At 74.9% G+C, this 12,514-nt stretch carries 13 protein-coding genes and 1 tRNA gene; 3 read left to right on the top strand and 11 right to left on the bottom strand.

Features of this window, described 5'->3' with window-relative positions; translation table 11 throughout:
* Nucleotides 1-15: 15 nt before the first annotated feature.
* The 4 genes from ACIBQZ_RS11710 to ACIBQZ_RS11695 form a co-directional block, all read right to left on the bottom strand.
* A complete protein-coding gene (locus ACIBQZ_RS11710) occupies nt 16-1,347 on the bottom strand; it encodes a VWA domain-containing protein (RefSeq protein ID WP_396088527.1) in 1,332 nt (443 codons plus the stop codon).
* Nucleotides 1,344-2,711 carry a hypothetical protein gene (locus ACIBQZ_RS11705; RefSeq protein WP_396088526.1) on the bottom strand — a complete coding sequence of 456 codons (1,368 nt, stop codon included), beginning with the start codon at nt 2,709-2,711 and terminating at the stop codon, nt 1,344-1,346. Before ACIBQZ_RS11705 ends, ACIBQZ_RS11710 begins: the two co-directional genes overlap by 4 nt.
* On the bottom strand, nt 2,711-3,208 hold the full coding sequence (locus ACIBQZ_RS11700; protein ID WP_396088525.1) for a hypothetical protein: 498 nt from the start codon (nt 3,206-3,208) through the stop codon (nt 2,711-2,713). Before ACIBQZ_RS11700 ends, ACIBQZ_RS11705 begins: the two co-directional genes overlap by 1 nt.
* A gap of 302 nt (nt 3,209-3,510) precedes the next feature.
* A tRNA-Gly gene (locus ACIBQZ_RS11695) sits at nt 3,511-3,583 on the bottom strand.
* Between the two features lie 192 nt (nt 3,584-3,775).
* Between ACIBQZ_RS11695 and ACIBQZ_RS11690 the strand changes: the two genes are divergently transcribed.
* The gene (locus tag ACIBQZ_RS11690) at nt 3,776-4,078 is read left to right on the top strand and encodes a hypothetical protein (protein ID WP_396088524.1); all 303 of its coding nucleotides are present in this window, start codon (nt 3,776-3,778) and stop codon (nt 4,076-4,078) included.
* Between the two features lies 1 nt (nt 4,079).
* Here the strand turns inward: ACIBQZ_RS11690 and ACIBQZ_RS11685 are convergent, their stop codons facing one another.
* From ACIBQZ_RS11685 to ACIBQZ_RS11675, 3 genes are all read right to left on the bottom strand, one after another.
* On the bottom strand, nt 4,080-5,138 hold the full coding sequence (locus tag ACIBQZ_RS11685; RefSeq protein WP_396088523.1) for a hypothetical protein: 1,059 nt from the start codon (nt 5,136-5,138) through the stop codon (nt 4,080-4,082).
* 168 nt (nt 5,139-5,306) lie between these two features.
* On the bottom strand, nt 5,307-5,528 hold the full coding sequence (locus ACIBQZ_RS11680) for a hypothetical protein (protein WP_396088522.1): 222 nt from the start codon (nt 5,526-5,528) through the stop codon (nt 5,307-5,309).
* Between the two features lie 73 nt (nt 5,529-5,601).
* Entirely contained in the window at nt 5,602-5,784 is a 183-nt protein-coding gene (locus ACIBQZ_RS11675; protein WP_396088521.1) for a hypothetical protein, read from the bottom strand.
* A 223-nt stretch (nt 5,785-6,007) separates the two neighbouring features.
* Between ACIBQZ_RS11675 and ACIBQZ_RS11670 the strand changes: the two genes are divergently transcribed.
* Complete coding sequence (locus tag ACIBQZ_RS11670) at nt 6,008-7,438, top strand: diguanylate cyclase (protein WP_396088520.1); 1,431 nt, start codon at nt 6,008-6,010, stop codon at nt 7,436-7,438.
* Here the strand turns inward: ACIBQZ_RS11670 and ACIBQZ_RS11665 are convergent.
* From ACIBQZ_RS11665 to ACIBQZ_RS11650, 4 genes are read right to left on the bottom strand one after another with little or no spacing between them, the layout of a single operon-like run.
* Nucleotides 7,422-8,657, bottom strand: coding sequence for a Gfo/Idh/MocA family protein (locus ACIBQZ_RS11665; protein ID WP_396088519.1), 1,236 nt, complete (start codon nt 8,655-8,657; stop codon nt 7,422-7,424). The two genes, ACIBQZ_RS11670 and ACIBQZ_RS11665, sit on opposite strands and share 17 nt — an antisense overlap.
* Nucleotides 8,658-9,509, bottom strand: a complete 852-nt coding sequence (locus ACIBQZ_RS11660) for a ketose-bisphosphate aldolase (RefSeq protein WP_396088518.1) — start codon at nt 9,507-9,509, stop codon at nt 8,658-8,660. It lies immediately after the preceding gene.
* A gap of 13 nt (nt 9,510-9,522) precedes the next feature.
* Complete coding sequence (locus ACIBQZ_RS11655; RefSeq protein WP_396088517.1) at nt 9,523-10,467, bottom strand: 1-phosphofructokinase family hexose kinase; 945 nt, start codon at nt 10,465-10,467, stop codon at nt 9,523-9,525.
* A 4-nt stretch (nt 10,468-10,471) separates the two neighbouring features.
* Complete coding sequence (locus ACIBQZ_RS11650; protein ID WP_396088516.1) at nt 10,472-11,308, bottom strand: endo alpha-1,4 polygalactosaminidase; 837 nt, start codon at nt 11,306-11,308, stop codon at nt 10,472-10,474.
* A 246-nt stretch (nt 11,309-11,554) separates the two neighbouring features.
* Between ACIBQZ_RS11650 and ACIBQZ_RS11645 the strand changes: the two genes are divergently transcribed.
* A complete protein-coding gene (locus ACIBQZ_RS11645; protein ID WP_396088515.1) occupies nt 11,555-12,466 on the top strand; it encodes a carbohydrate kinase family protein in 912 nt (303 codons plus the stop codon).
* Nucleotides 12,467-12,514 lie beyond the last annotated feature (48 nt).

Below are 12,514 nucleotides of genomic sequence, written 5' to 3'. Positions count from 1 at the left end.
GTCTCCTCGGGGTTGTCAGGCGATGAAGTTCTTGAGCTCGGTGACGAGCTTGCGGATGTGCCCGGAGATCACCGGGGTGCCCAGGTCCTTGAGGCGCTGACGGAACCAGGGGTTCACGCTCTGCGCACCGGAGCTGGTGACCGAGCCGACCGGGATGAAGCGCACGCCGGAGCGGTGCACGGCCTCGATCCCGTCGAACAGCGGCTGGGACCGGTCGAACTCGTAGAAGTCGGAGATCCAGACCAGCACCGTGTTCCGCGGGTCGGCGATCTTCGGCTGGGCCAGGGCCATCGCGACCGGGCCGTCGTTGCCGCCGCCGAGGTTGGTCCGCAGCAGCACCTCGAACGGGTCGTGCACCCACGGGGTCAGATCCAGCGCCCGGGTGTCGTACGCGATCAGGTGCACGTCCACCTTGGGCAACCCGGCGAAGATCGAGGCGAGGATGGTGCAGTTGACCATCGAGTCGACCATCGACCCGGACTGGTCCACCACCACGATCAGCCGGGCCGGGGTGACCCGTTTCGCGGTCTGCTTGTAGTAGAGCCGGTCGACGTAGAGGCGCTCGTCCGCCGGGCTCCAGTTCGGCAGGTTCTTCCAGATGGTGCGGTCCAGGTCGAGGTTCCGGAACACCCGCTTCGGCGGGACGGACCGGTCGATCGTGCCGCTGCCGGCCTGCGCCACCTGGGTGCGCAGCACCTCGGCGACCTCGTCGACGAAGCGCCGGATCAGCGCCTTGGCGTTGGCCAGGGCGACACCGTCCAGGTTGCTCTTGTCGCGCAGCAGCTGCTCGATCAGCGACATGCTCGGGGTGAGCTGCCGGGCGAGCCGGGGGTCCGCCAGCACCTCGCGCAGGTGCATCCGCTTGACCAGGTCGGCCTCCAGGCCGGCCAGGACCGGCCCGAGCCCCGGCTGCCCGCCACCGGATGCGGCATCCGGGGCGGCGCCGCCGCCGGCGCGGCCGCGCAACCGGCCCGGCTCGCTGCCGACGGCGCGCTCGAACCAGCCGGCGTCCGCCTGCCACCGGGCGAGCTGCCCGGCGCTGACCCCGCCGGAGCCGGTGGCGAAGACGTTGAGCAGCAGCTTGGACGCCAGGGCCGCGCGGCGCACCTCGGCGGTGCGGTCGTCGTCCGCGGTGGTCATGAGCCCGTCGAACTCCGCGGCGAGCTGCGGGAACCGCTGCACCACGGTGTCCACCGAGACCGCCGGGTCGAGCAGGGTGGCCGGCAGGCCGAGGTCGTCGACGATCGCCACGCTCGCGGACTCCAGGGCCGGCTGCTCCTCCGGGTCGAAGAGCCGGGCCAGGAGCCGCCAGTAGAGCACCTGCCTGCTGTTCTCCGCCGCGCTCATTTCCGCAACAGCCTTCCCGCGCGTTCGCGCAGCACGTCGACCGCGGTGCCGGCGGCCGCCTCCGCCTTGGCGGCCCGGGCCTCGGTGGGGCCGAGCGCCCAGTCGCCGGTGTGCACGGCGACCGGCTTCTTGCGCACCACGGCCTGCACGGCGAGCGGTTGCACCGCCCACCGGCCGGCGTCCCAGCGCAGCAGCCCGAGGCAGGCGGTCGAGGCGGCGACCAGGGCCGGGGTGAGCGGGCCGGCCGCGGGCAGCCGATCCAGGTCGACCGCGACGGTGCTGCCGCCGAGGTCGAACGACGCCGCCCCGGCCGGGCAGCCCTCCAGCAGCACCGGCTCGGCGAGCGCCGCCGGGTGCCGGTCGAGCGGCGGTGCGGCCGCCGCGGTGGCGGCGCCGAGCCGGACCCGGGCGGTCGCGAACGGATCGGCCGGCTCACCGGCCGTGGCGCGCGACTCCTCCCAGATCAGGTCGCCGCCCGGGGTGAGCGCCATGCCCGACACCTCGACCGCGCGACGCTCGGCGAGGGCGGTGCGCAGGATCGGGAAGGCGGCGAGCATCCGCCAGGCGGACGGCCCGCTGATCGTGTCGACCTTCGCCGCGGCCACGCTGGTGCGGACCAGGCGTACGCCGCCGCCGGGTGTCTCCAGCAGCGCGTGCGCCTGGGCCCGGAACACCGTCGGATGCTCGTGCAGGTCGACCCCGAGGATCAGCAACCGGCCCCGGGCCGGCGCCGCCGGGTATGCGGGGCAGCCGTCCTGGGAGAGCAGCAGGGCCCGGCTCCACAGGTCGGCCCAGCGGCGCACCGGGATCCGTTCCAGCGTGGCGACCGGCGCGGCGGCCCGCAGCTCGGCGGCGAACCCGTCGAGCAGCACCGCGAGCCGGCGGGCGGCCGGGGCGGCGACCAGCGCCTGCACGGTCGGGGCGGCGCCGGCGGCCACCTCGTGGTCGACACCGCGCCAGCCGGCCAGCGCCAGCTCGCGCAGCCAGGAGCGGGCGCCGGCCAGCAGGTGGCCCGGGTCGGCGGGGACGGCCGCGGCGGACCACGGCTCCCGGGCCCGGCCGAGCGCGCCGTCCACCTCCGCGAGCAGCGCGTCGTGCGCGGCGCCCAGGAGAGCGGCCCGCGCGCCGGCCAGCGCCGCCAGGTGCTCGTCGGTGACCGTACCGGCGACGATCTTGCCGATCGCCTCCGCGACCCGATCGCCGAGCGGGGTCGCGGAGCAGGCCGCGGCCAGAGCTTCGAGGGCGGCGGCCCGCACCTCGTCGAGGCGGGCGAGGCCGTGCACGAGGGCGTCGTCCAGGCCGTCGACCAGCGCGAGCGCCTCGGCGAGGCCGGCCGGACGGGAGCGCAGCACATCGCCGAGCATCAGCGCACCGCCCCGGCGGCCGGGAACCACTGGAGCTCGGGCAGCGGGTCGGCGCTCGGTGGCAGCTCCAGGTAGGCGAGGTGGCGCAGGAAGCTGCTGAACACCTCCGCGGCCCGGTTCGGCGCGGACGTCGGGTGCAGGCCGGCGCGGACGTCGGCAGTCCCCTCCGGCACGTCCACCTTGAGGTAGCGGGTCACCCGGCCGAGGCCGTACTGGGCCACCGCGGCGTCGATCAGCGCGCCGATGTGGTTGCACGGGTGGGTGCCGCCGAGGCCACCGCACGGCCGGTTGTTGTTGGTGTTGCAGCTCAGCCCGTGGTCACCCGCGGTGACCGACGAGACGTAGACCCGCGAGGGGTCCGAGCCGCTCGACACCACACCCTGCAACCGTCCCTCGGCGAGCTCCACGAACGGCACCTTCGCCAGTTTCCGTGGCTGCACCGGCGCGATGACGGGCGCTGCGCTGCGCCGCTCGTAGGCGACGCCATCCTCTGTCACAACCCAGTCCTCCCTCACGATCAAGCGCCGTAGTTCTATCGGACGGGTACGACAAAACCGCGAGGGGTTCCGGGTTGCCGGCGCCGCCGGGAGGGGGCAGCCCGGGCCATCGGTGCTGGTCCACATTGTCAGTGGCCGCCGCTGGTGGCGTGGTGGTCACGGGGGACGTCGCCACGAAGGGGTCACACAGCGTGCCCGCGTCAGGGGCACTGCCGTTCGCCGCCCGGTGCCGGCGCGCGCACGCGCTGCACCTCGCGGGGGTGGGCGGCTCGCCCGTCCCGCGGTGCGGTCCTGGGGTCGAGAGCGGACGACGGGATTCGAACCCGCGACCCTCACCTTGGCAAGGTGATGCGCTACCAGCTGCGCTACGTCCGCCTGCCGCCCCGGCGTGCTGCCCGGCGACGGAGGGAACACTAGCAAATCCCCTCCCGGCCCGGACAGCCGGATAAGTGCCCATTTCGTGTGACCGCCCGGCAGGTCCGGCGAACCGCCCACCGCCCCGCCCTACCGTCGGGCCATGACGATCCCCCGTGCCTGTCTGGCCGCCGGTGGCAGGCCGCCGACCCGGTGCACCGGATCGGCACGCTGGTCATCCACGCCGCCGGTCCGGGCAGCTCCGGGTGGAGCTGGGTGCGGACCTTCGCGCCCTCGGTGCTCCCGGAGATCCGCGACCGGTTCGACATCGTCGGCCTCGATCACCGCGGTGTGCAGCGGAGCCAGCCGTTGAGCGGGCCGGCGTACCAGCGGCAGCGGGCGGCGGTGCGCACCCGCCCGGCGCCGGGCGCCTTCCGCACCGCGGCGCGGCTCGCCCGGCACAGCCGCTACACCGGGTCGTACCGGGCGCGCGGCTCCGCGCCGATCCCCGGCTGACCTACCGCTGCCGCAGCCGGCGCCGCAGCCGCCGGAGCAGCCCGTCGCGGTCGGCCCGGCCGGCGAGGGACTCGGCGTGCCCGAGCAGGCCGACGATCGTCTCGAGCGCCACCGCCAGCACCTGAGCGTCGTTGAGCTCGTCCGGGCCGGCCGCCGGGCGCACCCCGGCCGGCCGGAGCTCGGCGAGGTCACCCACGACCTGGCAGGGATACTCGTCGAGCTCCTTGATCTGCTGCTCGGCCAGGTCCAGCACCCAGCCGGCCCGGTCCGGGCCGACGGTGAACCGCGCCTGGTCCGGGCGCCGTTTGAGCACCGCGTTGACCAGGTGCCGCTGGACCACCTGCTGGTACGGCCGCCGGTGTGGGTACCGGTCCCCGAGCGCCTGGTTGACCCGGCGGAGCAGCTCGGTCTCGGCAGCGCCCAGCGAGGCGTTGGCGGTGGGCGCCGCGCGCACGCAGAGGCCGTCCGGGATGCCCAGGACGCCGGCGAAGCGCTGCCAGAGGGTGTCGGGCGGGGCGCCGGGTGCGGGCACCGTCACCAGGTGCCGCCGCTCCGGTGGCACCTCATCGCCCCAGCGGCGGAGCATCCGGTTCGCGGTGTGCAGCTCCCAGAAGGTCTCGAACTCGCCGCGTTCGACCGCGCGCAGGAACGTCTCGAAGCGCCACACCCGGCGCTCCCGGATGCTCTGCTGCCACATCGACGGGAAGGTCCGCCAGAGGTCCCGCGCCACCACGATGACGTGCACCTCGGCGGGTCGCAGGCTGTGCACCGCGCGGGCCACCTGCGCGCCGGTGGCCCCGCCGAGCGCCTCGTTGCTGATGATCACGTCACCGGGCCAGCGCGCCGCCTCCGCCGCCAGCCGGTCCCAGGTCCAGGTGGCACCTGGGTCCCGCCAGGGCACGGCGCGCAGGTCGGTCATCGCCTGGTCGTGGGCCGCCGCGGTGCCCGGCAGCAGCAGCCCGGCGCGGCGCAGCGCGTCCCGGTTGCTCCAGAGCACGTCCTGCACGTAGGTGCTGCCGGTCTTCGGCGCACCGACGTGCAGGAAGACGCGTCCGGCCATGGCGCACAGGGTGGCACACCGGCGGCAGAATGCGACGCCGGGATCAACGCGTCCATCTACCGCACGGGTGCCGTTCGCGGGCCGGTCATCTCGCGGCCGGTCCCCGCTCACCCGGGCCCGGCAAAAGCCGCCCCCCGCGCGGTTGCGGAGGGCGGCAGCGGCCACGCCTCACTTCTTCTGCGTCTCCGTGGTCGAGGGGTGCAGCTCGGTGGTCGTCTCGGTGACGAACCGGCCGGTGCTCGCGCTGCGATGGACCTCCTGGTCCCCGCCGCTCTTGTCGCCCCCGACGTGCTCGGTGGTCGTGTGCTTCGGGTCGCGCTCGGCGGTGCTCTCCTGGACGAACCGGCCACTGCGGGCGCTGCGGTTGACCTCGTGCTCGGTGCCTGCCACCGGAAACCTCCTGGGGGTGTCGTCAATGTCCTGTTCCTGACCTGCCCACCGAGGGAGACCCCGAAACAAACCGTCAGCCGTCGGTATCGAGGATCCGGCGGACGCCGGCGAACATCCGGAAGATCTCGATGCGCCCGTCGAGGAAACCCATCCGGTAGTCGGCGCCGGTGACCGGATGCCGGGCCCGGTCGGCGTCCCGGGTGCCGGCCAGCGCGTCGATCCGGCCGGCGCCGTAGGCCCGCAGCGCGTCGTCCATGAATCCTCCGCGTCCGTGAAAAGCCCAGCTCAGCACGCACGGATACCGCGCGGCACCGGCCTTACACCCGACCTGCGCCCGGCCGATCCGGCAGCCGGTGCACCGACGGTGAGCACCCCTTCGACCAGCGGTGACATCGGCCCGGCGGCGCCGCAACCGGAAGGCACCCCGGCGGGCCGGGCACGATGCTCCGCCGGCCGGATCCGCGGCCGATACAGGACTCGTGAAGCGTCTACCCGTCGGTGCCGTCCCCGTGCTCGCCACGGTGCTGGCGCTGCCCACGTCGCTGGCGCCGGGGTCGGTGCTCGCGCAGGTGACCTACCCGGTCGCCTTCGCCGGCCTGGTGGTGCTGGCGTGGCTGGGACTGCGCCGGCGCACCGGCCGGGCCCGGGTCGCGCACGGCCTGATGGCCGGCGCGCTCACCGTCTGGCTCTGCGGCGACCTGCTGTACGCGCTGCTGGTCTGGCACTTCGGTGAGCTGGGCGACGTATCCGCCGCCGACGTCCTGTGGGTGCTGGGCTATCCCCTGCTGGCCGCCGGGCTGGTGCTGATGGTCCGGCTCCGGGCGCCCGGCCGGCTGCGCGAGGCCGCCCTGGACGTGCTGGCCATGGCCACCGTGGTCGCGGCGCTGTTCTGGCAGTTCATGGTGGCGCCCGAGGTGTCCGGCTCCACGATGTCGTGGGCCGTGCTGTTCACCGCGTTCTATCCGTTCGGCGACGTGCTGCTGTTCGCGGCCGGCGCCCTGGTGGTGCTCACGCCGGGCGAGCGGGCCGGGCCGACCCGGTACCTGGTGGCCGCCCTGACGGTCACCTTCGTCGGCGACGTGACCATCTCGGCGGCCTCCCTGGTGCTCCCGGACTTCGACACCGGTCACCTGGACGGCCTGCTGCTGCTGGCCAACGGCCTGTTCGCCGCCGCACTCTGGCACCCGGCCGAGAAGGGCCTGGCCAGCGCGCCCAAGCCGGACGCGGAGCGGCTGCACCCGGCCCGGGTGGTCTTCCTCGGCGTCTCGCTGCTGGCGCTGCCCGCGCTCAGCGACGTGCGGATCAACAACGCGATGATCCACCGGACCACCATGCTGGCCGCCATGATGCTGCTCACCGCCATCGTGCTCGTCCGGTTCACCCTGGTGGTGCGCGAGCAGGAGCTGGCGCGCGCCGCGCTGGCCCACCGGGCCACCCACGACCAGCTCACCGGCCTGATCAACCGGCAGGAGCTGCACGCCCGGCTGGCCGCCGCGCTGCTCCTGCGCGCCGGCGGCGGCCCGGTGGTGCACTTCCTCGACCTGAACGGCTTCAAGCCGGTCAACGACCGGTACGGCCACGCCGCCGGCGACTTCGTGCTCAGCGAGGTGGCCCGGCGGCTGCGCGCCACGGTCCGGGAGACCGACACCGTCGCCCGGCTCGGCGGTGACGAGTTCGTGGTGCTCTCCGGCACCCCCGACGACGCCGCCGCGATCACCGACCGGCTCCGCACCGCCGTCACCGCACCGCTGCACTACCAGGGGCACGACCTGCGGATCGGCGTCAGCGTCGGGCACGCCTCGGCCGCCGGGCTCGACGACCCCACCTCGGACGCGCTGCTGGCCGCCGCCGACGCGGACATGTACCGGGAGAAGGCCGCGGCGCCGGCGGAGGTCACGAGCCCGGTGTGAGGCGGACGATCTCGCCGGCGCGGCGGGCCCGCTCGGCCGCCCACACCACCCGGTGGGACGCCAGGCTCCGGGCCGCATCCGACGGGATCAGCGCCGGGTCGCCGGTCGCGACCGCCGCCAGGAACGCCGCCACCAGGGCCTCGTCGCCGCCGCCGTGACCGTCGGCCGCGCCGGAGTCCAGCGTCGTCTCCGCACCGGTACGGAAGTCGACATGCCGCAGCCGCCGGCCGTCCCCGTCGAGGTAGCCGTGGGTGCCCATCAGCCGGGTGTGCCGGTGCTCCATCGGGGTGAACGCGCTCATCGTGAACGAGCACGTCGCCCCGCCGGTGAACTCCATCAGCACCACCTGGTGGTCCACCACGTCGTTGTCCGCGGCGTACACGCAGCGGCCGTACGGGCCGGTGCGCAGCGCGTGCAGCACGGCCTGTTCGGTGGCCTCCTCGGTGACCGCGCCGAGCGGCCAGAAGTGCTGCGCCGGGTCGGCGAGCGCACCGAGATACAGCCGCTTCGCCGAGTACGGGCAGGCGCTCTCGAGCGGGCAGTCCAGGCAGCGGTCCGCGGCGCCGTCCGGGCGTTGCGAGGCCCGGAAGTGGGTGCGGCTGCCGAACGAGCTGACCCGCTCGGGCACGCCGCCGAACAGGTGCACCAGCCAGTCGATGTCGTGGCACGACTTGGTCAGCAGCATCGGCCCGGAGTCGTCCTCGCGGCGCCAGTTGCCCCGCACGAACGCGTGCGCGTGGTGCCACCAGCCGACCGGCTCCAGGTGCTCGACGCTGACCAGCCGGCCGATCCGGCCCTCGTCCAGCAGCCCCTTCACCAGTCTCGTGTACGGCGTGTACCGCAGCACGTGGCACACCGCGAGGATGACCCCGGCACGGACCGCCGCGGCGGCGATCTCGGCCGCCTCGGCCTCGGTCGGCGCCATCGGCTTCTCCAGCAGCAGGTGGTAGCCGAGCCCGGCCAGGGCCACGGCCGGCGCGCGGTGCAGGCGGTCCTGGGTCGCGACGACGGCGGCGTCGGCGAGCCGGCCCGCGGCGGCCAGGCCGGCCCAGTCCGCGTACACCCGGGCGGCGGGGATGCCGAACTCGGCGGCGGCGCCGGCCCGGCGGTGCGGGTCGGGCTCGGCGACGGCGACCACCCGGCCCTGCCCGGAGGCGACCGCGTGCCGGGCGTACGTCCGGCCACGCAGCCCCGCACCGACCAGCGCGAGGGTGACCATCTAGCGCGCCGCGGTGCTGGTCGCGGCGAGCAGCCGCAGCGCGTCGGCGACCGTGCCGGCCATCGCGGTCCGGGCCGGCGCCAGGTATCGGCGCGGATCCACCAGGGCCGCGTCGCCGCCCAGGGACTCGCGGACCGCGCCGGTGAACGCGCTGTTCAGGGCCGTGCCGATGTTCACCTTCACCATTCCACCACGGACCGCCGCGACCAGCTCGTCGTCCGGCACGCCGGAGGAGCCGTGCAGCACCAGCGGCACCGGCACGGCCGCCCGGAGCCGGGCGATCAGCTCGTGGTCGAGGCGGGCGGTCCGGCTGCTCATCGCGTGCGAGGAACCGACCGCGACGGCGAGCGCGTCGACCCCGGTGGCGGCCACGTAGGCCGCGGCCTCGGCCGGGTCGGTCCGGACCCCGGGCGCGTGGGCGCCGTCCTTGCCACCGACCTCGCCCAGCTCGCTCTCCACCCACAACCCCCGGGCGTGGCCCCGGCGCACCGCGGCCGCCGTGGCGGCGACGTTGGCCGCGTAGGACAGTTCCGACGCGTCGTACATGGCGGAGCCGAAGCCGTGGTCCGCGGCCTGGTCGAACAGCTCGTCGCTGCGCACGTGGTCCAGGTGCAGGCCGACCGGCACCGCGGCGGCCTCGGCGATGGCCCGGGCGGCCGCCGCGATCGGGGCGAGCCGGCCGTGATGGAAGCGGACGGCGTTCTCGCTGATCTGCAGGATCACCGGCAGCCCGGCCTGCTCGGCGCCGGTCACGATGGCCTCGGCGTGCTCGACGGTGATGACGTTGAAGGCGCCCGCGCCGCCGCCGGCGGACCGGGCCCGCGCGACGATCTCGCCGGTGGGTGTGTACACAGGGGATCCTCTCTCAGGCCGCGCTGACCCGGACGGCGGGCAGCAGGCGGTGGTAGGTGTCGCGGTCGACGGCGCCGGCGCCGGGCGCGGCGACGGCCGCCGCCGACAGGGCGACGGCGTCGGCGAGCAGCGCCGGCCAGGGGGTCCGGTCCCGCAGGCCGCGGGAGAGCGCCGCGACGCAGGCGTCGCCCGCTCCGGTGGGATTACCGGCGAGCCGCTCCGGTGGTACGCCGTGCCAGGCGCCCTCGCCGGTCAGCGCGAGCACACCCCGCGGCCCCCGGGAGACGACCACCGCGCGGGCCCCGTGATCCAGGACCACGGTCGCGTCGGCCATCTCCTGCCCCGCCGAGGCGGCGGGCACCGGGGCCGGGGCGCGGGCCGGCGCCAGCAGGGCGCCCAGTTCGGCGGCGTTGGGCTTGGCCAGGTCGGGGCCGGCGGCCAGCCCGTGACGCAGCGCCGCGCCGCTGGTGTCCAGCACCGTGCGGACCCCGGCGGCCGCGGCGAGCCGGATCAGGTGGGCGTACCCGTCGACCGGGACGCCCGGCGGGAGCGACCCGCTGAGCGCCACCACCGACGCCTGGCCCAGCAGCTCGCGGAAGCGGGCGACGAACTCCGCCCACTCCCCCGCCGTGACCCGCGGGCCCGGCTCCCAGAACCCGGTGGCGTCGTCCCGATCGGCCACCGCGACCGTCCGCCGGGTCTCGTCCGCGATCGCCACGAACGCGGCCGGCACCCCCTCGGCGGCCAGCAGCGCGGCCACCCGGTGCCCGGTGGCGCCGCCCAGCAGGCCGGTGGCCAGCACCGGCTCGCCGAGCGCGTGCAGCACCGCCGCCACGTTGAGGCCCTTGCCGCCGGGCCGCTCGGCGACGGCCGCGACCCGGTGGGTGCCGTGCGGCACCAGCGCGTCGACCCGGTACGTGAGGTCGAGCGCCGGATTCAGCGTGACCGTGAGGATCATCGCGTCAGCAGGCGCTGTAGACGTACGTGCCGCTGCCCGGGGCGGTGACGTCGAGATCCCGGCGGACCACCGAGACCCGGGCGCCGACCGCCTTGCACGCCTTCTTGTACGCGCTGCTGGTGTACTCGATGACGATCAGGTTGTCGCCGTAGACGTCGGTGAAGTCACCGCACTCGCCGTAACGCCCGCACTCCTCGGCGATCGCGAAGTCGAGCCCGGCCGCCTTGCCCTGGCCCTCCAGCGACGTGGTGTTCTTCTGGGCGATGGCGAGCCCGGCGGCGTGCGCGTGCGGAGCCAGCAGCCGCAGGTACGCCACCGCCTGGTCCCGGGTCAGCAGGGTGTCGAAGCGGTCGTAGGTGTCGATGTTGTCGGGCTCGATCGCCTGGTATCCCCGCGCCGCACAGCCGTCGATCCAGCCGTTGACGATCGCGGCCAGCGCGGTGCGCTTGGCGGGCGTGCGGATGTCCAGGACGATCTCGTCCCAGGCGCCGTCGATGACGTACGCGCCGGCGGCGTCGCGCAGCAGCAGGTCGTCGTGGTTCTGCTGCCACCACGCCACCTCCTGCGGCTGCACCTGGAACGCGTTGACGTAGCAGATGTTGTAGAGCCCCGCGGCCGGCGCGGCCTCCCGGTCCCGGCTGACCACCCGGACGCCGGCGGGTGGGGTGTAGGCGCCGCCGATCTGGTAGTCGAACGGCGCGTTGACCGGTGGCGGCGTGACGGCCGCGGCCCGGCCGGTGAGGGTGGTGGTGGCCGCGTCCGCCTGGAGGGTGAACCCCACGGCGAGGGCGAGGGCGGCGGTGCCGGCGACGAGACAGTGCCGAACGGTACGGGTGATCACGACTGAGACTCCCGGGGATGCTCAGGGATCTGCCCCGCCTCGGGTGCGGTGAACCACCCTGGCGAAGGAGGTGCCGGGCTGGCTACCGGCTGGGCTCGATCGTTGTCAGCGATTCAACTGATCGAACGCACAGGTGTCAACTGTCGTTTGTGCGCGTATGGTGCTCCCGGTACCTGTCACAGGGGAACAAAAGGGCAAGTGGACAACATGGAGTGTTCACTTGTACACCGGCTGAGGAGTTGACTCGTGGACGTACTCGTGGTGGGCGACGCCAACCCGGACCTGGTGCTGCGCGGCGATGTGCGCCCGCGCTTCGGCCAGGCCGAGCAGTTGCTGACCGGGGCGGACCTGGTGCTCGGCGGCTCCGCGGCGATCACCGCGGCCGGCTGCGCCCGGCTGGGCCTGGACACCGCCCTGCTCACCGCCGTCGGCGACGACGTGTTCGGCGACATCACCCGCGAGCGGCTCACCGAGCGCGGCGTCGCGCTGATCCTGCCCCGGGCGGCCACCGGCCTGCCGACCGGGCTCAGCGTGATCCTCACCCCGGACGGCGACGACCGGGCGATCCTCACCCTGCCGGGCACGATCCCGGCGCTGCTGCCGGAGGACATCACCGACGAGCACCTGGCCGGCACCCGCCACCTGCACGTGGCGTCGCTCTACCTGCAGCCGCGGCTGGCCGCCGGGCTGGCCGGGGTGTTCGAGCGGGCCCGCGCCCTCGGGGTGGGCACGTCGCTGGACACCAACTGGGACCCCACCGAGAAGTGGGAGTCCATCACCGACATCCTGGCGCACACCGACGTGTTCCTGCCCAACGCCGCCGAGCTGCGCGCGGTGACCGGCGAGCAGCAGGTCGACAAGGCCGCGGCGCAGCTGGTGGCGGCCGGCACGACCGTGGTGATGAAGAACGGCGCGGCGGGCGCCCGCGCCTGGTGGCCGGGCGACGAGAGCGCGGCGCCGGGCCTCGCCGTCGAGGTCGTCGACACGACCGGCGCCGGTGACAGCTTCAACGCCGGGTTCCTGGCCGCCCGGCTGGGCGGCCTGAAGATCGGCGAGGCCATCCGCTGGGCCGCGGTGGCCGGCTCCCTGAGCACCCGGGCAGCCGGCGGCACCGCCGCCCAGCCCACCCGCGACGAGATCAGCCCGACGCAACCCTGACCGGCACGCCCGGCCCGACCACCCACCTCGCTGAATCGCCCCCGGGCG

Origin of the sequence: Actinoplanes sp. NPDC049599 (assembly GCF_044465625.1) — a bacterium.
Taxonomy (GTDB): Bacteria; Actinomycetota; Actinomycetes; order Mycobacteriales; family Micromonosporaceae; genus Actinoplanes.
The sequence above is the reverse complement of the archived record's forward strand: the minus strand, read 5'-3'. Positions and strand labels throughout refer to the sequence as shown.